This window comes from Phenylobacterium deserti (assembly GCF_003254705.1).
Taxonomy (GTDB): Bacteria; Pseudomonadota; Alphaproteobacteria; order Caulobacterales; family Caulobacteraceae; genus Phenylobacterium; species Phenylobacterium deserti.
Genome location: NZ_QFYR01000001.1, coordinates 609694 through 630457, shown reverse-complemented (window position 1 = coordinate 630457; position 20764 = coordinate 609694). Strand labels below are relative to the sequence as shown.

General features: G+C 70.4%; 22 protein-coding genes. 9 read left to right on the top strand and 13 right to left on the bottom strand.

The features are described 5' to 3' along the window. Positions 1–10 precede the first annotated feature (10 nt). Positions 11–337, bottom strand: coding sequence for a helix-turn-helix domain-containing protein (locus DJ018_RS03150; RefSeq protein WP_111513429.1), 327 nt, complete (start codon positions 335–337; stop codon positions 11–13). Positions 338–510: 173 nt separating this feature from the next. Between DJ018_RS03150 and DJ018_RS03145 the strand changes: the two genes are divergently transcribed. The 3 genes from DJ018_RS03145 (at position 511) to DJ018_RS03135 (ending at position 5598) form a co-directional block, all read left to right on the top strand. After that, positions 511–3522, top strand: a complete 3012-nt coding sequence (locus DJ018_RS03145; protein ID WP_111513428.1) for an autotransporter outer membrane beta-barrel domain-containing protein — start codon at positions 511–513, stop codon at positions 3520–3522. Between the two features lie 232 nt (positions 3523–3754). Then, a complete protein-coding gene (locus DJ018_RS19520; RefSeq protein WP_133254207.1) occupies positions 3755–4675 on the top strand; it encodes a M23 family metallopeptidase in 921 nt (306 codons plus the stop codon). Between the two features lie 53 nt (positions 4676–4728). Then, the gene (locus DJ018_RS03135) at positions 4729–5598 is read left to right on the top strand and encodes an alpha/beta fold hydrolase (RefSeq protein WP_111513427.1); all 870 of its coding nucleotides are present in this window, start codon (positions 4729–4731) and stop codon (positions 5596–5598) included. Here DJ018_RS03135 and tilS read toward each other — a convergent pair. From tilS to ruvA, 10 genes are all read right to left on the bottom strand, one after another. Further along, a complete protein-coding gene (gene tilS / locus DJ018_RS03130) occupies positions 5595–6860 on the bottom strand; it encodes a tRNA lysidine(34) synthetase TilS (protein WP_240609438.1) in 1266 nt (421 codons plus the stop codon). The genes DJ018_RS03135 and tilS overlap by 4 nt on opposite strands. Further along, positions 6851–7687, bottom strand: a complete 837-nt coding sequence (gene ybgF, locus DJ018_RS03125; protein ID WP_111514648.1) for a tol-pal system protein YbgF — start codon at positions 7685–7687, stop codon at positions 6851–6853. Before ybgF ends, tilS begins: the two co-directional genes overlap by 10 nt. 48 nt (positions 7688–7735) lie before the next feature. Continuing rightward, the gene (pal, locus tag DJ018_RS03120) at positions 7736–8296 is read right to left on the bottom strand and encodes a peptidoglycan-associated lipoprotein Pal (RefSeq protein ID WP_111513426.1); all 561 of its coding nucleotides are present in this window, start codon (positions 8294–8296) and stop codon (positions 7736–7738) included. 62 nt (positions 8297–8358) lie between these two features. Continuing rightward, positions 8359–9666: a Tol-Pal system beta propeller repeat protein TolB gene (gene tolB, locus DJ018_RS03115; protein ID WP_111514647.1), complete on the bottom strand. Its 1308-nt coding sequence runs from the start codon at positions 9664–9666 to the stop codon at positions 8359–8361. A 5-nt stretch (positions 9667–9671) separates the two neighbouring features. Then, positions 9672–10541, bottom strand: coding sequence for an energy transducer TonB (locus tag DJ018_RS03110; protein ID WP_111513425.1), 870 nt, complete (start codon positions 10539–10541; stop codon positions 9672–9674). Beyond that, positions 10541–11035 (bottom strand): ExbD/TolR family protein, encoded by a 495-nt coding sequence (locus DJ018_RS03105; protein ID WP_111513424.1) that lies wholly within the window; start codon positions 11033–11035, stop codon positions 10541–10543. Before DJ018_RS03105 ends, DJ018_RS03110 begins: the two co-directional genes overlap by 1 nt. Positions 11036–11038: 3 nt before the next feature. Beyond that, a complete protein-coding gene (tolQ, locus tag DJ018_RS03100; protein WP_111513423.1) occupies positions 11039–11737 on the bottom strand; it encodes a protein TolQ in 699 nt (232 codons plus the stop codon). A gap of 141 nt (positions 11738–11878) precedes the next feature. Continuing rightward, positions 11879–12325 carry a YbgC/FadM family acyl-CoA thioesterase gene (locus DJ018_RS03095; protein ID WP_111513422.1) on the bottom strand — a complete coding sequence of 149 codons (447 nt, stop codon included), beginning with the start codon at positions 12323–12325 and terminating at the stop codon, positions 11879–11881. Between the two features lie 96 nt (positions 12326–12421). Next, positions 12422–13453, bottom strand: a complete 1032-nt coding sequence (gene ruvB, locus DJ018_RS03090) for a Holliday junction branch migration DNA helicase RuvB (protein ID WP_111513421.1) — start codon at positions 13451–13453, stop codon at positions 12422–12424. Then, positions 13450–14070 (bottom strand): Holliday junction branch migration protein RuvA, encoded by a 621-nt coding sequence (gene ruvA, locus DJ018_RS03085; RefSeq protein WP_111513420.1) that lies wholly within the window; start codon positions 14068–14070, stop codon positions 13450–13452. Before ruvA ends, ruvB begins: the two co-directional genes overlap by 4 nt. A gap of 171 nt (positions 14071–14241) precedes the next feature. Here ruvA and DJ018_RS03080 point away from each other — a divergent pair, with 171 nt between their 5' ends. Continuing rightward, entirely contained in the window at positions 14242–14451 is a 210-nt protein-coding gene (locus DJ018_RS03080; RefSeq protein ID WP_111513419.1) for a hypothetical protein, read from the top strand. Here the strand turns inward: DJ018_RS03080 and ruvC are convergent. Beyond that, a complete protein-coding gene (gene ruvC / locus DJ018_RS03075) occupies positions 14448–14966 on the bottom strand; it encodes a crossover junction endodeoxyribonuclease RuvC (RefSeq protein WP_111513418.1) in 519 nt (172 codons plus the stop codon). The genes DJ018_RS03080 and ruvC overlap by 4 nt on opposite strands. A gap of 108 nt (positions 14967–15074) precedes the next feature. On the opposite strand from ruvC, the gene DJ018_RS03070 reads away from it, so the two are divergent. From DJ018_RS03070 to DJ018_RS03055, 4 genes are all read left to right on the top strand, one after another. Then, positions 15075–15386 (top strand): alkylphosphonate utilization protein, encoded by a 312-nt coding sequence (locus tag DJ018_RS03070; protein ID WP_111513417.1) that lies wholly within the window; start codon positions 15075–15077, stop codon positions 15384–15386. Positions 15387–15587: 201 nt separating this feature from the next. Beyond that, complete coding sequence (locus tag DJ018_RS03065; RefSeq protein WP_111513416.1) at positions 15588–17090, top strand: lipopolysaccharide biosynthesis protein; 1503 nt, start codon at positions 15588–15590, stop codon at positions 17088–17090. A 37-nt stretch (positions 17091–17127) separates the two neighbouring features. Continuing rightward, positions 17128–18348: a glycosyltransferase family 2 protein gene (locus DJ018_RS03060; RefSeq protein WP_165842782.1), complete on the top strand. Its 1221-nt coding sequence runs from the start codon at positions 17128–17130 to the stop codon at positions 18346–18348. 43 nt (positions 18349–18391) lie between these two features. Continuing rightward, positions 18392–19117: an alpha/beta fold hydrolase gene (locus DJ018_RS03055; protein WP_111513414.1), complete on the top strand. Its 726-nt coding sequence runs from the start codon at positions 18392–18394 to the stop codon at positions 19115–19117. Between the two features lie 46 nt (positions 19118–19163). Here DJ018_RS03055 and DJ018_RS03050 read toward each other — a convergent pair whose 3' ends face one another. After that, positions 19164–19712, bottom strand: coding sequence for an OmpA family protein (locus DJ018_RS03050; protein WP_205853698.1), 549 nt, complete (start codon positions 19710–19712; stop codon positions 19164–19166). A 237-nt stretch (positions 19713–19949) separates the two neighbouring features. Between DJ018_RS03050 and DJ018_RS03045 the strand changes: the two genes are divergently transcribed. Beyond that, complete coding sequence (locus DJ018_RS03045; protein WP_111513412.1) at positions 19950–20762, top strand: hypothetical protein; 813 nt, start codon at positions 19950–19952, stop codon at positions 20760–20762. The last annotated feature ends 2 nt before the right edge of the window (positions 20763–20764 follow it).

Below are 20764 nucleotides of genomic sequence, written 5' to 3'. Positions count from 1 at the left end.
TCGAAGATCCCTAGGCTTGCGCGGCCGTCTGAGCCGCGTCGTCGGAAAACAGCAGCCGGTACAGCTCCGGCTCGTAGTAACGCAACAATGTCTGGGCGAATTCTCGCGGATCCTGGCCAAGCGCCTCGGCCCACGCACGCTGGGTTTCGATCGGCAGCCGCCCCAGGCCGCTCTCCACCTGACTGACGAAGGTGTAATAGCGCAGCCCGACGCGATCGGCGAGTTCCGCTTGGGTGAGACCCGCGCTCTCCCGCGCCTGCTTGAGCCAGCGGCCGGCCTGTTGGCGCAACAGCTTGGTCTGGGCCGTCTTTGCGGGGTCCGCCGCCGGTCTAGGCATCGCTGGTCCTTACTGGCCGAAGGGCCCCTGGAAACCGCTTGAAGCGCCGCCACGAGCCGACTACAGTTTTTATGTAACGCGTTTCTATCCGACTTAGTCGGGCTCGTCACGCGGGGATTTTAGCTCGGGTGGGCGTCGGGCGCGAGTACGCGCCTCCAAGGGGTTCCAGCAGAATGAAGCGTCTGTTCGTGACGGCGGCGGTGCTGCCGCTCGCCTATGCAGTGTCGGCCCAAGCCGAAACCAAGATCACCACGGCCCTGACGGCGCCGGTGAGCACGGCCACGGCGGCCAACGGCCAGCCCGATGCGATCACCATCGAGGCCGCCGGGTCGATCCGCCCGACGGCGTCCGGGGCTGCGGTCACGGTCAACTCGAACCACGCGGTCCGGAATAACGGGACCATCAGCTTCAACAACGTCAGCAACGCCACGGGCGTGCTGGTGGAGACCGGTCGCTCCGGCTCGGTGGTGAACGCCGGGGCTATCAGCCTGCTGGAGGACTTCACGCCCGAGGACGCCGACAAGGACGGCGACTTCGACGGCCCGTTCGCCCAGGGCTCCTCGCGATGGGGCATTCGCGTCGAAGGGCCAGCGACCTTCACCGGCGATGTGCGCAACGAGGCCGGCGGCTCGATCCAGATCGAAGGCAACGACTCCGCCGGCATCCGCATCGATCCTACCCTGACCGGCAACCTGGTGAGCGCTGGGACGGTGCAGGTGATCGGCGACCGTTCGAGCGGCATCGTGGCCGGCGATGTCACCGGCGACGTCCGCATCCTGGGCGGCGTGGCGGTGACCGGCGAGGGCGCTCGCGCCGTCTCGCTCCAGGACGTCGGCGGAACGGTGCAGCTGCAGAGCGTTATCACCGCCACAGGGTTCCGGACCACGGACCGGGCGACCGACGCGGTGCGAGCCAAGTACGACGCGGACGACCTCAAGATCGCGGGTCCCGCGGTTCGGATCAGCGGCGACGTGGGCCGAGGCGTGCTGCTGGACGTGCGCCCGGCGGACGCGGATCCGAACGACACGGACGAGGACGACGACGGCATCGCCGACGCCAGCGAAGGCTCGGCGGCGATCAGCTCCTACGGCTCCAGCCCGGCCCTGGAGCTTGGCGGCATCGGCGGCTCCACCATCGGCGCGGTCGGAACGGGTGAAAACGCCTATGGTCTGGTGAGCCGCGGGACGGTGGTCGCCAACGGCGTCAACGACGGCCTGTCCGCCACCGCAATCCGCATTGGTCAGGCGGTCGGCGGCCCCACGACCGTGGTGGGCGGGATCAACAACCGAGGCGGCAGCATCCGGGCGGTGGCCTATGGCGGCGACGCCTCCTCAGGCGGTGCGACGGCGCTGCAGATCAACGCGGGTTCCGTAGTCCCCGCGCTGCGCAACTCGGGGGTGATCGAGGCGGCCACCGAAGGGGCGCAGCGCGCCGCGGCCGTGGTGGATGCGTCGGGCTCGCTCACCTTGGTGGAGAACACGGGCGTGATCCGCGCCGCCAGTGCGGCCAAGGCCGGAACAACGGCGGTCGGGGACATGGTCGCCCTGGACCTTTCCGCCAACACGACCGGCGTCACGGTTCGCCAGACGGCTTCGACGGTGACCGGCGCGGCGGCGCCGGCCATCAGCGGCCGGGTGGCGTTGGGGCGAGGGGCGGACCGCCTGGAGGTGCTGGGTGGCGCGCTGGTGGGGGACATGACGTTCGGCGACGGCGCCGACGTCCTCATCGTCGACGGCGCGGCGGCGGTAGCCGGCCGGATCAGCGACAGCGACGGACAGCTCAGCGTTGACGTTCGCAACGGATCGCTGGCGGTCGGCGGCGTCTCGGCGGTTCAGATGAGCAGCCTCAGCCTCGGCTCCAAGGGTGTGCTCGCCGTGTCGGTGGATCCCTCCCAGAACGCCAGCACCCAGCTGAACGTGTCGGGTGCGGCCAGCCTGGCCAGCGGCTCCAAGGTGGCGGTGAACCTCACCTCCCTGCTCAAGGAAACCCGCTCCTTCGAGATCATCCGCGCCGGGACCCTGCAATCGGCGGCCGACGTCAGTCTCGCCGGCGCGCCGTACCTCTACGCCGGCACGCTGAAGGCGCAGAACAACAGCCTGACCCTGGACCTGCGGCCTAAGACGGCGGCGGAACTGGGCCTGAACCGGTCCGGCGCGCAGGCCTATTCGGCCGTGTTCCAGGCTCTGGACGACAACGCGGCCCTGGAAGACGCCATTCTCGCCCAGACCACCCAGGCAGGGTTCCAAGGCGTTTATGACCAGCTGCTGCCGGACCACTCCGGCGGGGCGCTGGCCTCGGCCAATGCGATCTCCTCGGCCATCTCCCAGGCGGTCGCCCAGCCGATCGCGCGCAGCACCGAATTCGGCGGCGCAGTGTGGGCGCAGGAGATCCTGTTCCGCATCGAGCAGGATCGCGACCAGGCGCAAGGCTTCGAATCCCAGGGCTTCGGCCTGGCGGTGGGCGCCGAGGCCGTGGGCCAGTTCAACGCGATCGGCCTGACCGGCAGCCTGGTGACCACCGACTACAACGACGTGGGCGCGGCGCCCGGCGAACGCGTCACCATGAACTTCGCGGAAGGCGGGGTTTACTGGCGGGCGACCTGGGGCGGCCTGACCGCCAACGCCCGCGCCGGCTTGGGCTATGTGAAGCTGAAGAGCGAGCGAAAGGTCTCCTCCGACCTGGCCAACGCCAGCGCCAACGCGGACTGGACCGGCTGGCTGGCCGACCTGCACGCGGGCCTGGCCTACGAGGCGTCCCTTGGGCGCGTCTATGCGCGTCCGGAGCTGTCGGTGAACTACCTGCGCCTGGACGAAGACGCCTACCAGGAGACCGGCGGCGGCGCGGGCTATGACCTCGCCGTGGACGAGCGCAAGGGCGACCTGCTGACCGGAGAGGCGCTGCTGGCGCTGGGCGCTCGCTTTGGAAACGAGTTCACCTGGGGTCCGGAGCTGAAGCTCGGCTGGCGGGCCAAGCTGTCAGGCGATCCGGGGGCTACGACCGCGCGCTTCGCCGGCGGCCAGGCGTTCACCCTCGATCCCGAGGATGTGGCCGGGGAAGGGGCGGTTGCGCGCTTCGGCTTCAAGGGGGAAGGCGCGCAAGTGGTCTATGCTGTGGATGCCGGCGGCGTCTTCGGCGACGGCTACACCGAATACGATCTTCGGGCTGCTGTCCGCTTCCTGTTCTAAGTAGAAGAACTCGAGTTCCGAAGCGAAAGCTTCGGCAAGTACAGCTTCGGAGCATTTGATAAGGCGGTTTCCGCACGGGCGGGGCGCGCAGAATAAACACGTGCGCCTCGCCTGATTTTCGCCTAAGTGCGCTACCAGTTAACCATGCCTTAACCGAAGGGACCTGCCCGTCCGGCTCGCCGGACCCATGGGGCCTTTGCGCGGGCGGGGCAGTACTGGGAGGCGTTCGGCCTTGACTGACGCAACTTTCGGGCCCGAGGGCCGCGTTCGGCACTGGGCGATCGACGCCATCGTTGGCGGCGGTCTGGCTCTTGGCCTGATCACGGTGGCGCATGCCGCGTTGCCCGATATCGAAGCGCCGCCGCCCGCGGCCAGCTTCCAACGTTTCCTGCCGGCCCAGGCGCCGGCTCAGCCGGCTGCGCCGGCGGCTCTGATCGCCTTCTCCGACCCGCTGCCCGGTTACGAAGTCGGCTCGCCTTTCGGCTTGCGGCAGCTGCCCTGGGAAGAAGCCGGCCGCCTCCACGCCGGTGTCGACATCCAGGCGCCGGCCGGCGAGCCTATCCGTGCGGCCGCCGACGGCGTGGTTACACGCATCGGCCAGGAGGGCGGCTACGGCCGTTTCGTGGAAATCACCCATGCCGAGGGGCTGACCACGCTTTACGGCCACATGGGCGCGTTTCTCCCAGACCTGAAGACGGGGGATGCGGTCAAAGCCGGCCAGCCGGTCGGCAAGATCGGCTCCACCGGCACCTCCACCGGCGCGCACCTGCATTTCGAAGTGCGGGATCGCAAGGACCGGCCGCTGAACCCGGAGCTGTTCCTTGGCCGCAGCTTCGCCGCCGCCGAGGACCTGCCCCTGCGCGAAGCCCTGCGGGTGCCGCGTCGGGTGCGGGTCGCCTACGTCTCCATGATCCCCAAGAGCAAGCAGGAGCTTATGGAGGCCAAGCGGCAGGCCGAGCTGGAAGAAAAGCTCGCCAAGGCCGAAGCCCTGAAGACCGCCAAGCTGGCCAGGGCCGGAAAGCTGACGCCGATCTCCCAGACCACTGTCGACATCCCCGGCGCTGAAGCGCCTGCCACCGCGGCTGACGCCGCCAAGGACGCCGGCAGCGTTGAGCCGGCCGACGGGCGGGTGCACAGTCAGCTGAACTTCTAGGATCTTCTTTCCCGCGCGCCCGCCAAAAGGCGCGCTGACGCGTTTCAGAGTTGATGTCTCAGTATCAGTGCGCCGCGCACCGCGGCGATGCGATCGACGTGGGTGGCCGCAAGCTGCGCGTCGTGATTTCCGGCCCCCGCAGCGAGCGGCCGACCATCCTTCTCGAGCACGGGGCCTTCGGCTGCGCAGCCGACTGGGCCGAGGTGCAGAGCCGGCTGGCCGCCAAGGGGCTGAGATCCATCGCCTATGACCGCGCGGGCCTCGGGCACTCCGATCCGGGACCTTCGCCCAGGGATGGACGCGCGATTGTCGCCGACGCCTCCGCTTTGCTCCAGACCCTCGGCGAGCGTGAGCCTGTCGTGCTGGTCGGACACTCTATGGGCGGCCTGATGGTGCGCCTGTTCGCCCTGACCCATCCTGAGCAGGCTCTCGGCCTGGTGCTGGTGGATGCGGTGACGCCGGACATCACCCGCTCCTCCGCGGGCCTGGGCGCCGTGCGCGCCTACGGACGGGCCATGCGATGGGTGTCAAAGGGCGCACGGTTCGGAATGATGCGTCCCGTGGCTTTGCTTACTGGCAACCTGATCGGTCTGACGGGCGACGCGGCGCTGGAGAAGCGGCGGATCTACGGCTCCCATGGCCACGCGTGCGCCGCCGCCGACGAGGTCTCCCTCTGGCCCGAGACGGCGCTGATGGCGGGTGAGGCGGAACTGCCGATGGATCTGCCGGTGGCGGTGGTCACGGCGGGGGCGGAGAAGAGCGCCGCCTGGCTGAAGGCGATCCAGGCGGTGCCGGCGCTCGCGTCGCGCAATGGTTATGTGGAGCATGTGGCGGGCGCCCACCACGCCAGCCTGCTGGGTCGTCGGTTCGCCGACCCGGTGGTGCGCGGCGTGGAGCATGTGCTGAGCGTGCGCGGGCGCTAGAGCGGCTCGCGATCCACCAGACCGGCCGCAGCCCGAAAGCGCGCTAGCACCAGCGAGCGGACGGTCAGCTTGGCGCCTTCCAGCAGGGCGCAGCCGATCTTGCCCTGGGTGTCGATCACGGCCGGCAGGGCAGGCCGCGCGTGGATCGGCAGCCGGTAGAGCGCCTCGCGCTGATCGGGCGGCAGGCTGGCTATGCGCCCGGATAGGGCGCGCACCTCCAGGCCGGGACGCAGGGCCTCGACCTCGAACCGTCCGTCCCAGACGGTGATCTCGCCGGGCTCCGGGCGGACGGGAGCCAGGCCGCCCCGCGCGCTCTCGCCGGCTTCTCGCAGGGCGCGGATCTCGGCTGCGTCGGCTTCCAGTCGCGCGCCGGCCAAAGCCAGGGTGGCTTCGGCCTGGCTGCAGAAGGCGCGGTGGGCGCGCTCGATGCTGGCCGAGGCGGGCGTGCGCGCGCCGCCGCCGGCGCACACGGCCATAAGGGCGAGCAGCCGGCGGCCCTGGTCCGGCCGGGCCGAGCGCAGCGCTTCTCGCGGCAAGGCCAGGACGCCGGGCCAGGCTTCGCGCACCTCGCTGGCCAACGGCAGGTCGGCGGCCTGCGGGGCGGGCGCCACGTCCTCATCGTGGACGGCTAAGCGGGCGCGGCTGCGGGCGAAGCGGAGGTCCTGGTTGGCGGGATCGTCGATCCAGCTTTCGCCGCGCTCCTGCAGCCAGGTGCGCAGGGCGCTGCGCCGCAGGTCCAGCATTGGGCGCAGCACGAACAGCCCGCGTCCCTGCGGCCACACCGGGGAGGGCGACCACTCCCGCGGGTCCGGCGTGGTGGAGCCCTGCGCCCGCATGGCTTCGGCCTCCAGCCGGTCGTCGGCGGTGTGGCCCATGAGGATCACGGCCGCGCCGGCTTCCCGCGCCGCGTCGGCCAGCAGGCGGTGGCGCGCCTCGCGGGCGGCGGCGGGCAGGCCTGTTGCGGGCTTGGGGTCGAGCCAGGGCAGGGCGCGAAAGGCGGCGCCGAGCCGCTGGGCTGCCGCCTCGCAGGACTTGGTCCACGCCGCGCTTTCCGGGCGCAGACGATGGTCGACGGTCAGGACGAGAAGCCGGCGGTCGGCGGCCTGTGTCCATGCGTGCGCCGCCAGCAACAGGGCCAGGGAGTCGCCGCCGCCGGAAAAGGCGACGGCCAGCGGACGGCGGCTGTCGGCGTCGAGGCGTCGGTCGAGAACGCCGCCGATGCGGGCGGCGACGGAGGCGTCGGCGCCTGCCTCTAGGAGCACTTGGCCTGGGTGCGGGTGGCGGCCGCCCGGTTGGTCACCGACGCGGGCGCCTTGGGATAGCGCTTGGACAGCTCCGACAGCGCCTGGCAGGCTTCGGGCGTCTTCTTCAAGGCCACGAGGCTGCGGGCCAGTTCCACCGTCGCGTCAGGCGCCCAGCTGGTCTGCGGCCAACCGCGAACCGCGCCGATATAGGCCGTCGCCGCTTGGGCGTGATCGCCGCGCACCGTCAGGGTCTTGCCCCACCAGTAGCGGGCTTCCGGCGTGCGCGGCGTGTCGGGATAGGCCTGGACGTAGTCGGCGAAGGCGCCTTGCGCCGCGTCGTAGTCGCCGGCCAGCATCAGTTGCCGGGCGGCGGTGAAAGCCTCGGACGCGCTGGCGCGCGGCGCGGCGGGCGCGGCCTCGGCCTGCGAAGGCTCGGCCGCAGCCGGCGCGGCCGCCGCCTGCTGCTCCAGGGCGGTTAGGCGGTCGCTAAGCGCTTTCACCTGGGCCTCGAGGCCGGTGTTGGCGCGGCGCGCCTGGTCCAGCTCGTGGGTGGTGGTCTCAAGCGAGCCGTTCACGCGGGTCAGCGACTGTTCGAGGTCGCTGATCCGCTGTGAAAGCTCCGCCATCCGCGCCTCCGTGTCCGCGGGCTGCACGACCACGGGCCTGCCGGTGTCGCGCAGCTGGAAGACGATGGACCGAAGCTCACGAACGACCTTCTCCATTCGCTCCACGCGCTTGGCGTCGCGTGCGTCCAAGGGATCGTCCATCGGCGTCTGCGACGCGGCAGGAACGGCCACGAGGACCAGGGCGAGCGCGGTGGCGCAGGAAGCGAAACGTCGAAGCATCATGACTCGGTACATCAGCGGACCGGAGGGCGGATTTACGGCGCGCGTTTAGCGCGCGCCGCTGACGATGGCCGTCTTGGCGTTCCGGTTGCGGGCGTAGGCTTCGTCGCCGGTGCCCGGATCGACCGGACGTTCCTTGCCGTAGGAAATGGTGGTGATCCGCTCGCCGCCGATGCCGTTGCTGACCAGGAACTCGCGGACGGCGTTGGCGCGGCGGGCGCCGAGAGCCAGGTTGTACTCGCGGGTGCCGAGCTCGTCGGTGTTGCCTTCGATGCGCACGCGCACCGCGGGGTACTGCCGCAGCCAGCCGGCCTGAGCGGCCAGGATGCCGCGGGCGTCTTCACGGATGGAGTAGCTGTCGAAGTCGAACAGGACGGTGTCGCCCACGTTGACCACGAAGTCCTGCTGCGAGCCCGGAACGGTGGCCGAGCCCACCGGACCGGCCGGCGGGGCGGTGTCCGGAGTGGTCGGGGCGGGGGCGGTCGGCGCCGGCGCGGGCGGCTGGGTTTGGAACGCCGGCTTCGGCCGGGTGCAGGCGCTCAGCGAGGCCGCGGCGGCGGCCACCAGGGCCAGGTTCAGGGCGGTCCGTGCGGTGAAGCTCGTGGCCATCTTGTTTGCGTCTCCGTCTCTCGTTGGGTGGAAGGTCTTACGGCTGCGCGGGGTGCGCAACCCTATTGCAGAAGGGGGGACCAGGCGGGGTCCGAGGCGCCGCCCGGGTAGGGGACGGGCTGCAGCACCCGGCCGGTGACGTCCACGCTCCAGAGCTTGGCGCCGGACCCGCGGCCTTCGCGCGAGAACATCAGCACGCGGCCGTTGGGCGCCCAGGTGGGGCCTTCGTCCAGATAACTGGAGGTCAGGATCCGCTCGTCGGAGCCGTCCGGGCGCATCACGCCGATGTGGAACTGGCCGCCGATCTGCTTGGTGAAGGCGATGAATTCGCCGGTGGGGCTCCAGACCGGGGTGGTGTAGCGGCCCTGGCCAAAGGAGATCCGGCGCGGCCCCGAGCCGTCGGCGCCCATCACATAGAGCTGCGGCGAGCCCGAGCGGTCCGAGTTGAACACGATCCGCGCGCCGTCTGGCGAGAAGGACGCCGAGGTGTCGATGGACGGGTCGGCGGTCAGGCGCGCCGTGGACCGGTTGCGCAGGTCCATCACGAAGATGTCGCTGTTACCGCTGCGCTCCACCGAGAACGCCACCTTGCTGCCGTCCGGCGAGAAGCGCGGCGCGAACACCATGCCCTGGAAGTTGCCCAGGCTTTCGCGCCGGCCGGTCTCCAGGTTGAACAGATAGATGGCCGAGCCTTCCGGCCGCAGCGCCATGTAGGTGATCTCCTGGCTGTTGGAGGAGAACCTCGGGGTCATGACGATGTAGGAGCCGTCGGTGAGATAGCTCGGGTTGGCGCCGTCCTGGTCCATGATCGCCAGGCGCTTGGTGCGGGCGGCCCTGCCGCCGCCTTCCGCCACGAACACCACGCGGGTGTCGAAGTAACCCTTCTCGCCGGTGAGCCGCTCATAGATCTGGTCGGAGATCTTGTGCGCCACGCGGCGCCAGTTCTCCGGCGTGGAGGTGAACTGCAGGCCGAGCAGCTGCTGCTCGGCGAACACGTCCCACAGGCGGAAGTCGACCACAAGCTGGCCGTCGCGCACCGTCACCTGGCCATTGACCAACGCCTGGGCGTTGATCTGCTTCCAGGAGGGGAAGGCCGGCTGGATGGCCGCGTTGAGGTCGCGTTCCACGAAGCTGTTGGGGTCCAGCGGCCGGAAGAGGCCGGAACGCTGGAGGTTGGCGGCGATCACCTGCGAGATATCGGCGCCCACCTGGCCGCCGCCAAAGGCCGGCACGGCGATCGGCAGGGGCTGGATGTCCCCGCGGTTCACGTTGACCTCGATCTGGGCGTGCGCCGGGGCGGGCGCGGCCAAGCCGCCGAACACGGCGGCCCCGGCCACCAGGGCGAAGGCGAAGGACTTCAGGAAGCGCATCGAATTCACGAGCAGGCCTCGCGGGCGTTGAAGTTCACCGCAACCGACTGGCCGTACAGTTCGCGCGGCAGGTTGCGGAAGGGAGAGGCGGCGTAGACCGCGCGCACGGCGCGGTCGGCGGAGGCCTGGGCGACGGCGCCCTGGCCGCGGGTGATGGATGAGCCGACGTTGCCGGCGACCTGGCCGCCGGGTCCGATCTTGAAGGTCACGCGAACCAGCACGTCGCGGGCGCCCTCGACGTCGCAGTTGGGATTCCAGCGCCGCTGCAGCTCTTCGGCCAGGCCGCTGACCGCGGCCGCCGCCGATTGACCCGAGCCGAGGTTCGGGCGCGCTTCGGGCGCGGTGGCCGGCCGCGTCGCGCCCTTCGGCGCGGAGGACGGGCGTCCCCCGCCGGACTTGGAGCTTTTGTCCAGCGAAGCCAGCAGGGCGTCGAAGTTGAGGCCGCTGTCGGCCTTCGGCTGCGCGACCTTGGCGGGCGGCGCAGGTGTTGCCGCCTTTTTTGGTTGCGGCGCCGCCTTGGGAGCGGGGGTGGGGGTCGGGGTCGGGGTGGGCGTTGGCACAGGCCGCTGCGGAACCGGGCGAGGCGTCGGCGGCGGCGTGGGCGCGGGCGCGGGCGGTTGCGACGCCGGCTGCGGCGCCGGGACGGGTTCCAACGACGCCTGCGGGACCGGCGTTTCCGTTTGGGCCGTCTGCTCCACCGGCGCCTCGACGGCGGGGGCCGAGTCGGTGGTCGAGGCGTTGGTGACGATGGTGACCGGCACCACCGCGCCGACCTTCAGGTCGCGCGTGAAGTTCCAGGAGATGAGCAGCGCAGCCGCCGCCGCGCCGTGCAGAAGCACGGAGCCGAGCAGGGCAGGCGAGAGCTCGCGGCGCATCACGGCTGGGCCGTCTCCTGGGCGGAGGCGTCGGCGCCCGACGATGGGCCGCCGGTGTCGGTCAGCAGGTTGATCGAGGTGAAGCCGGAGGTGGACAGCGAAGCCATCACCCGTGCGACCACGGCGTAGGAAGCCCGGCCGTCAGCGCGCACGAAGATCGGCTTGGCGCCGTCGGTCGCCATTTCCCTCAGCCGCGGAGACAGCTGGCCGAAGGCCACCGGTGTCTCGCCGATGAAGATCGCACCGTCTTGGCGGATGGAGATGGTGATCGGCTCGTCCTGGTCCTGCATGGCGCCCGCCTCGGTCTTGGGCAGCTCCAGCGGCACCCCGGCGGTGAGCAGGGGCGCGGAGATCATGAAGATGATCAGCAGCACCAGCATCACGTCGACCAGCGGCGTGACGTTGATCTCGGACAGGGTCCCGCGGCGGGCGCGGGACCTGCGCCGGCGGCGGCCGCCGGCGACGGCGAAGGCGTCGTTCGCGGAAAGCGCCATGGCTCAGGCCCGCTCGGCCAGCCGGCGCTGGATCGCCGTGGACAGGTCGTCGGCGAAGCCTTCCAGGCGCGCCGTGAACTTGCCGGCCTTTGTGGAGAGGGCGTTGAAGGCGATGTAGGCCGGAATGGCCGCCACCAGGCCGATGGCCGTGGCGAACAGCGCCTCGGCGATGGACGGGGCGACCACCGAAAGGTTGGTGTTCTTCTGCACGGCGATCGCTTGGAAGGCGTGCATGATGCCCCAGACGGTGCCGAACAGGCCGATAAAGGGCGAGGCGGTGGCGACGATGGCCAGGGCGCCCAGGCCGTCCTCCACCCGCGCCGCTTCTCGGGCGATGATGGTGTCGAGCTGGCGATCGATGCGCTGGACCAGGAACGCCGCCTGGCCTTCCGACGCCGGGCGGGCGCGGGCTTCCCGCCATTCCTTCAGGGCGCTTTGCAACATGCGCGGCAGGGCGTGGCGGGGCCGCTCGCCGGCTTCGGCAGCGACATCCTCGAGGCTGCGGCCCGACGAGACGGCGGTCTCGAACTTGTCGGCTTCGCGGTTCAGCGCGGCGAACCGGAAGACCTTGTCGATGATGATGGTCCACGACCAGAGCGAGGCCAGGGCCAGCCCGATCATCACCAGCTTCACGACCCAATCGGCGCGCAGGAACAGGGTGACGAAGTTGAAGGAGTCGGCCGTGACGGCGGCGGGGTCCATGCTTTCGAGGGCTCCGTGGCTCGGGTCGGATTCGGGTCTGGTGGCGGTTCGCCGTGGCGATCTTGTGGCGGGTCTAAAGTGCCGCGCCGACAAAGGGAATCGCTCCGCGGCGGCTGTAGCATTTTTACTGCATGGGCGGACTCAAGCCCGCGTGAACAGCGGCTCCATGGCCTGGAGCATGCCGGCCGGCGGCCGCTTGGGTCGGCCGGCGAGATCAATGCAGACGACTTCCACCTCCGCTTCGGCGATGGGCTCGTCTCCGCGCACGATGCGCTGGCGGATGAACAGCCGCGGACCCCTTGCGCCCGAGAAGCTGGTGCGAACTTCCAGCGCGTCGTCGATCCGCCCCGCCCGCCGGAACTCGACCGACAGCTTGGTCACCGCAAAGGCGATCGGGTTGTCGCCGGCCAGGAGTTCGGCGTGCACCACGCCCAGGCTCCGCAGCGCCTCGGTTCGTCCGCGCTCGAAGAAGCGGACATAGGCGCCGTGGTAGACCACGCCGGTGAAGTCGGTGTCCTCGTAGTAGACGCGCACCGGCAGGGCGTGCTCGCGCCCTTCGATCCGGCCGCTGGACGGTTCCACTGACATCTTCGCTTCCGATCGCCTCCCCGAGGCTGACCCAAGCCGAAACCGCGTTCGATCTCAAGAATGGGTTTGTTATGCGCGCCGCCGTGGAAGAGCCCTCTAGTCTTCGAACAGGTCGGGGGTTTGCGGCCGGCCGGCTGGCGGCGGGGCGGCCAACCCCAGGTGCTCGTAAGCCTTGGCGGTGGCCATGCGGCCACGCGGCGTGCGCTGGATGAAGCCCTGCTGCATGAGGAAAGGCTCGATCACGTCCTCCACCGCGTCGCGCGCCTCGGCGATGGCGTAGGCCAGCGTCTCCACCCCGGCCGGGCCGCCGGCGTAGTTTTCGATCAGCGCCCGCAGGTAGCGGCGATCCAGGCTGTCCAGCCCCTGTTCGTCGACGTCCAGCCGGGCCAGCGCCTTGCCTGCGACGGCCTTGTCGATAACCAGCGCATTGTCGGCGGCGGCGAAGTCGCGCACCCGGCGCAGCAGCCGGCCAGCCACCCGCGGCGTGCCGCGCGATCGGCGGGCGATCTCCAGCGCCCCGTCGGCGCGCAGGCCTAATCCCATCTTGGCGGCCGCGCCGGTCAGGACGCGGCTAAGCTCCTCGTGGGTGTAGAACTCCAGCCGCAGGGGGATGCCGAAGCGGTCGCGCAGCGGCGTGGCCAGCAGCCCAGCCCGGGTGGTCGCCGCCACCAGGGTGAAGGGGGCGAGGTCGATGCGGATAGTTCGCGCCGAGGGGCCGTCGCCGATCACCAGGTCGAGGACGTGGTCCTCCATGGCCGGGTAGAGGATCTCCTCCACATTCGCGGCCAGCCGGTGAATCTCGTCGATGAACAGGACGTCGCGCGGCTCCAGATTGGTCAGGATGGCCGCCAGGTCTCCAGCCTTGGCCAGCACCGGACCTGAGGTGGCGCGGAAGTTCACGCCCAACTCGCGAGCGACGATCTGGGCGAGGGTGGTCTTGCCCAGACCCGGTGGTCCGAACAGCAGGACGTGGTCCAGCGCTTCGGCGCGGCTCTTGGCCCCTTCGATGAAGATCCGCAGGTTCGCCTTGGCCTGCTCCTGGCCGACGAACTCCTCCAGGGTTTGCGGGCGCAGGGCCTTGTCGTGGCCCTCGAAGGGCGCTTCCTCGCCGGAGACGATGCGGGTCAACGGGCCAGCTCCTGCAGCGCGGCCTTGATCAGCACGGCCTCGTCGGCGTCCTCGCCCAGGCGGCCGGACGCGTGCTCGACGGCCCGGCGTGCGGCAGGTTCGGCGACGCCGAGGCCCATGAGGGCGGCGACGGCCTCGCCGGTGCGCGACGGCTTTGCGGGTTCGGCGGCCGGCGCCAGGGCGCTGGGCGTGAAGCCCGCGGCGGTCAGATCGCCCAGCGGCTTGCCCTTCAGCTCGGTTACGATGCGCTGGGCCAGCTTGGGACCGACCCCGTTGGCCCGCGCCACAGCGGCCTTGTCCTCACGGGCGACGGCGGACGCCAGTTCGCCTGGCGGCAGGACGTCCAGCACCGACAGGGCGGCCTTGGGCCCGACGCCCTGGATGGTGCGCAGCGCCACGAAGCAGGCCCGGTCGTCGCGGGACAGGAACCCGTAAAGGGTCATGCCGGTCTGCTCGCCCCACTGGCTTTCGATGGACAGGGTCGCATCCTCGCCGATCGCCGGCAGCCGGGCGAGGGTGCGCGCCCCGCAGCGGACCACATAGCCGACGCCGGCCACGTCGATCAGGGCTTCCTCTTCGCCGATCTCGGCGACGATCCCGCGCAGGCGGCCGATCATGGGCGATTTCCGTGGCTGTGGGCGTAAGGCATGTTCGACATCTGTTCCTGCGTTTGCCGTACAGGAAGCGGAGTCGCTTGATCAATGGTGAAGAGGCGAGGCGCCAGGGCGCAACCCGCCGTCCGGGTTCGGGTTCTTCCCGTGAGGGACGGCTGCGATGGAATAGAAGCGATGATCAAGATCCTCCTCGCCGCCGGCGCCGCGCTGATCCTCTCAGCGTGCGCGAGCGACGGATACGGCTACGGCCGGCACGGTCCCTACGGGGCCTATGATGCAGGCCGCTATCATGACGGCTATCGCTACGACGGTCGCCGCGCTCGCGGGCACTGGCGCGGCGGCTATCACCGGGACGACCGCCCCCGATACCACCGCTGGCGCTAGGCGACCTGGCCCAGCGCCTTGGCCTTGCGGTTGTTGGCGTGGGTGATGGCGACGGCCAGCGCGTCGGCGGCGTCCGCCGTGGTCGGGCCGGCGGTGGGCAACAGGCGTCGGATCATGAAGCCGACCTGATCCTTGTCGGCGGCGCCGGTTCCGACCACGCACTTCTTGACCACCGCGTTGGAGTATTCCGCCACCGTCAGCCCGGCTTGGGCCGGCGCGATCAGGCAGCAGGCGCGTGCATGGCCAAGCTTCAAGGTCGAGGTGGGGTTGGAGTTGACGAAGGTTTCCTCCACCGCCGCCTCATCCGGCGCGTGGGCGGCGATCACCTGGGCGATTTCCTCGAAAAGGTGCAGCAGCCGATCGGCGAAGGGCAGGGTCTCCTTGGGGGTGATCACCCCGTGCGCCACATGGCTGAGGCGCGCGCCGGACACCACGATCACGCCCCAGCCGGTGCGGCGCAGGCCGGGGTCGAGGCCCAGGATGCGGACGGGTCGAATCGTGGCGGTGTTCGGCATGTGTTCCCCGATCATGCCGCATTGGCCGTCGGAAGGGTTAAGGGAAAGTGGCTGGCGCGGCGCTGCGGCGCGGCCTAAGGCCCCGGCCGTGCAGTTGGGGAGCAGGCCATGAGCGAGGAAGCGGGCGAGGACTTCGTCTACGACGAGGCGAGCGGCGAGTGGATCAGCGCCGAGGAGGCCAAGACCCGCGCCGCCGCGGCCGGTCAGGTGGAGGTGCGCGACTCGGCCGGCAATCTGCTGGCCGACGGCGACGCTGTGGTGCTGATCAAGGACCTCAAGGTGAAGGGCGCCGGCCAGACGCTGAAGCGCGGCACGATGATCCGCTCGATCCGCCTGACAGGCGACGAGCAGGAGATCGACTGCCGCTTCGAAGGCATCAAAGGACTGGTTCTTCGAGCCGAGTTCGTCCGCAAGGCCTGAGGCGGGCTGGGCAAGGAGCCCAAATCGGGGCTGCTGCTAAACCCATGCGCGTGTTCCAGAATCCCGTTCTTCAAGCAGAGATAGGGCCCGCAGAGGCTCCGCCGTTAATCATATGATGAAAATTAGTTCGCGCTCCAGGCGAACTAAGCAGGGCTGAAGCCGTTTCCGAAGCTGCGCCGTCTGCCGGGAGCCCCGCCTCGGATGCCCTCTTCAGTACGCGAGGCCCCTGCGTCCCGCCGAGTTCAGGCCGCCCGTGGCCTGGGCTTCACCGTTGTTGCTCAAGCCTGGCGCGTCCTTCTGGGACTGACGTCGGGCGTGCTGCTGGCCAGGCTGCTGGCGCCGTCGGATTTCGGCCTTGTGGCCATGGCCATGACGGCCATGAGCCTGGCGGTCGTGCTGCAAGACGCCGGCCTTAACCAGGCCACCGTCCAGGCCGAGCGGCTGGAGGATGGTCATGTCAGCGCGCTGTTCTGGACAACGGCAGGCGTGAGCGCCCTTGTGGCTCTGCTGCTGGCGGTCTCCGGACCGGCGATTGCCGCCTTCTACCGGGAGCCTCGGGTGACCGCGCTTGTGGCGGGCTTCGCCGGCGTGCTGCTGCTCTACGGCCTGCAGAGCCAGCACATGGCCTTGCTGAACCGGGAGCTTCGCTTCAAGGCGCTGGCGGGCCTGGACGCGGTCGCGGCGGGTGTCGGCTTTGCGGTCGGTCTCGCCACCGCCCTGGCCTTCCGCACCTATTGGGCCTTGTTCCTTGCGACCCTCGCCAGCGCGCTGGTGACCCTGGCCGGCAGCTGGATACTTTGCCGCTGGCGCCCGTCACGGCCGCACTTCGGCGGCGGGCTCGGCTCGATGCTGCGGTTCGGCGCCGGGGTGTCCGGCTTTCAGGTCATGAACTTCGTCAGCCGCAACGCCGACAACGTGCTGATCGGCCGAGTGCTCGGCCAGTCGGCCCTGGGCTTCTATGACCGCGCCTATCGCCTGCTGCTGTTCCCCATCCAGCAGGTGACCATTCCCATGCAGAAGGTGATGGTCCCGCTGCTGTCGCGCCTGCGCAACGAGCCGGAGAAGTACCGGGAAGCCTACTGCGCCTGCGTGTCGCTGATCCTGGCCCTCGTTCAGCCCGGGCTGGTGGTGCTGATCCTCCACGCCCCGGCCGTCTTCACCCTGCTGCTGGGCGAGCGCTGGCTTCCAGCCGCGCCGATCTTCGCCTGGCTGGGCGTGGCGGGCCTGCACCAGCCGATGATGGCGACGCTCGCCTGGCTGTTCCTGAGCCAGGGTCGCGGCGGCGACTTCTTCAAGTACGGCCTGGTCACCACCGTTGTCACGGTGGCAGCCTTCGCCATCGGCCTGCGCTGGGGCGCGGTGGGGGTGGCGGCGGCCTATGCGGCGGCCGAGTACCTGAAGCTGCCCTTCACCTTCTGGTGGGCGGGGCGCCGCGGCGAAGTGGGGCAGGGTGAGCTCTACCGGACCGCTGGGCCTCACTGGGCCGGCGTCGCCGCCAGTGCGGCGGCCGTGCTAGCCTGGCCGTCCGCGGCGGCGTTCGGCTGGGGGGACGCGGCTCTCGCCGTCGTCCTCAGCTACGCCGCCTACCTTCTTGTTCTCGTCGCCTTCAAGGCCAAGCGGCGTCTCGCCCTGGAGGGGCTGTCTTTAGCCCTTTCCACCGTGCGCGGCAGCTTGGCCAAACAAACGGCGCAATTCACGACCTAAAGTCGTGGTGCGTATCAGTTCGCGTATGGGTAATCCTATGACCGGCATCACCGCCATCGTGCCGACCATGAACCGGCCCCAGCTGCTTCGCCAATGCGTGGAGTCTCTGCTGGCCCAGACCCGGCCGCTCAGTGAGATCCTGGTGGTGGACGATGGCTCGGAGCTGGACGTCGCCCAGGCGCTCGCGGGCCTCGCCGGACCCATCCGCATCATCCGTCAGCCGAACCGCGGCAAGGCGGCGGCGGTGAACCTCGGCCTTTCAGAGGCGCGAGGCGACTACATCTGGATCTGCGACGACGACGACCTGGCGCTGCCCGACGCCGCCGCGCGGCTGGGCGCCGCCCTGGACGGCTCCGACGCCGGGTTCGCCTATGGCAGCTTCCAGCGTTTCCGCGACGATCCCCAGACCGGCGAGCGGCGGATCTTCGGCCCCGGCTACTGGCCCGCCGACGGCGAGCACGGGGAGCTGTTCTCCGCCCTGCTGGACGACTTCTTCATCTTCCAGTTCGCCACCCTGGTCCGGCGCAGCGCCTTCGAGACGGTGGGCGTGTTCCGCGAGGACCTGGTCCGCTCGCAGGACTACGAGATGATCCTGCGCCTGGCGCGCGCCTTTGAAGGCCGGCGGGTGGAAGGCCCCCTGTTCCTGCAGCGGGAACACGACGCCCCCCGCGGCTCCCAGGCTGACGGCTTTGACGCCGCCCGCAGCTTCGAAAAGTGGATCGAATACGATCAGAAGATCTTCGCCGACCTGCTCTGCACCATGCCGATCGAGGAGTTCGCGCCGGCCGCCCTGCGGAGCGCCGATCCGGCCGTTCGCCTGCGGGCCGCGCACCTGAAGCGCGGCTGCGTCTTGGCCCGGCGCAAGCTGTGGAAGGCGGCGCTGGCCGAGTTCCGGCACGCCTGCGCCCTGAGCTGCGCGGCCCCACCGACGCCGGAGGAGACCGCCATCGCCGGCCGCATCCTGAACGGCAAGTACGGCTGCCGCGAAGTGGTGGACGACCGGGCCCTGCTGAACGAGCTGGCCGAGGCGTTCCGCGTCCACCCCTATGGCCGTCACTTGGTGGGGGAGGTCGCCCGTCCGCTCCGCTGGCGTGCGCGCGAGGCCCTGCTGTCGGCTCGCTTGCGCGAAGGCGTCGGCTATCTCGCCGCCCTGGCCCGGCTGATGGGGCGGACGCGCGCCGCAGCCTTCCTGCTCGGTGCGGCGGCGGCCCGTCTGCTGCCCTTCCAGCGCGGACCGCGTCCGGCGCTCGTCACCTGAATTGACCGCGACAGGCGGGCGCCCCTCGCGATAGGGGAAGATGATGTCCGCCCTCGCCCCTTCCGGAACACCGCTGGTCTTCGTGCCGGGCCTGCTGAACGACGAGCGCCTGTGGCAGGACCAGCGCGTCGCCCTTTCCGACCTGGGCGAGACCTTTGTCGCCGACACCCTGCAGGACGACAGCATTGGGGCCATGGCTGCGCGCCTGCTGGACGAGGCGCCGGCAGGCCCCTTCGTGCTGATCGGGCTGTCAATGGGCGGCTATGTGGCGTTCGAGGTGGTCCGCCAGGCCCCGGACCGGGTGGCGGCTCTCGCCCTGTTTGACACGACCGCCGCGCCCGATCCGCCGTCGCGGCGCGCCGCGCGCGAGATGGGCCTGAAGTCGTTGGCCGCCGGCCGCTTCCAGGGCGTCACCGACAGGCTGCTGCCCAAGCTGGTGGACGCCCGCCACCTCGACGGCCCGGTGGGGGACGAGGTCAAGGTCATGGCCCGGCGCGTCGGCGGCGAAGCCTTCGTGCGCCAGCAGACCGCCATCATCGGGCGTGTGGATTCGAGGCCGCTTCTGCCGCAGATCACCGCGCCCACGCTGGTGGCGGTCGGAGATCGCGATCAACTGACGCCGCCGGCCGAAGCGGTCGCCATGTTCCGGGAACTGCCGAGGCCGGCGTTCCACCTGTTCCACCGCTGCGGGCACCTGCCGCCGCTGGAAAAGCCTGAGGAGACCAGCGAATTGCTGCGCCGCTGGTTGGCCGGCGAGCTGCCGGCGTGAGATTGCAAGGGCGGCGGCGACCCACGCGGGCCGCCGCCGGACCTCGTCAGCTCAGGACGACGATCGCCACGCGCCGGTTTTGCGCCCGGCCTTCCTCGGTGTCGTTCGGAGCCACAGGCTGCTCTTCGCCGTAGGAAATCGTCGCCATACGGTTCAGCGCGACGCCCTGACGGGACAGGTACTTGCGGACTGCTTCGGCCCGGGCTTCGCCCAGGTGGTCGTTGTACTGCTCGTCGCCGGTGGCGTCGGTGTAGCCCTGGATTTCCAGGTACACGTTCTTGTTCTCGCCCTTCAGGCGCTGGGCCAGCTCGGCGAGCCGGGCTTCAGCTTCGGGCGACAGGGCGTGGCGGTCGACGGGGAACTTCACCGAGTCGTCGGAAAGGACGACCTCGTAGAGGAACTTGCCTTCGGCCAGCTTGTGGGCGGCGTTGGCCCGCTGGAGCGCCTCGCCGGCGGTGCCTTCGACCGTGGTGACGCGGGTGTCGACCACCGCCACCTGGTCCCGCACGAAGCGGTGACTGGCGCAGCCGCTCGTGGCCACGCCGGCCACCAGCAGAACGCCCGTCAGGGCCGCGGTCTTAAGCTTCGCTTGCATCAAGTATGTGTCCTCCTAGCGTGGGGCGCCAACACCCCGACTTCGCGCCGAGCCTGACGGTGACGGACTCCGCATGGCGGCGTTATGACGCACCCGTGGCCGGAATCCGGCAGCTTGGCCGTGAATTGGGGCGGGTTCGCCCTATTTGCCGCACCTCTCCGAGGGCGCTCGCCACTTTGCTGACGCGGTAGGGTGGTCGCGTAAGCCGCTCACGTCGGACGTCATTTCGGAGCAGCAATGAGTAGGCGCCTGAAAAAGGGGCTCGGGCCGATGGCCTTGAGCCTTGTGGCGCACGCGGGTCTGGTGGCTGGACTGCTCACATGGCAGGTGCAGCGAACTGCTGAGACGACCTTTCCGCCCGAGCCGCCGGTGATGCCGCTGATCCTGGCGCCGCCGGATCCCCCGCCCCCGCCGCCGGCGCCTGAGTTGCCGGTGGAAACGCCGAAACCGGCCGATCCCGCGCCGGCGCCCAAGGCCCCCGCCCCGCCGGCTCCCGCGAAGGCGCCCCCGCGACCCAACATACGCGCGCCGCGCAATCCGCCGCCGGACGTGCAGCCGCTGCCGGTCGCCCCCACGCCTACGCCTGCGCCGCCGGAGCCGGTCGCCACCCTGACGGAGGCCCAAGCGGCCGGTGCGATCACCGCCGGGTCGGGCGACGGCGGCGACGGCGTTGGCGGCACGGGCGCCGGAGAAGGCGGGCGGCCCTGCGACATGGTCCGCCGGATCCAGGCCGCTCTGCGCCGCGACCCGGAAGTGCGCGCCGCGATCCTTCAGGCGGGTCGCGACCCCAGCGTCGGCGGCCGCGCCATGCTGGTCTGGAACGGCGACTGGATCCGCACGCCCGGCCAGGAAGGCAAGGGCCTGGCTGGCGTTCGGCAGGCCATCATGCTCGAGGTCGCCTTCGCCCCCGAGGCGTGCAAGCGCCAGCCCGTCCAGGGTCTGGTCCTGCTCTCCATGAACGAGGGCGGCGCGCGCGTCGCGCTGGGCCAGAACCGCTGGCGCTGGACCGACCTGCTGGGCGCCAACGTCGGCCGGACGGCCCGTCGCTGACC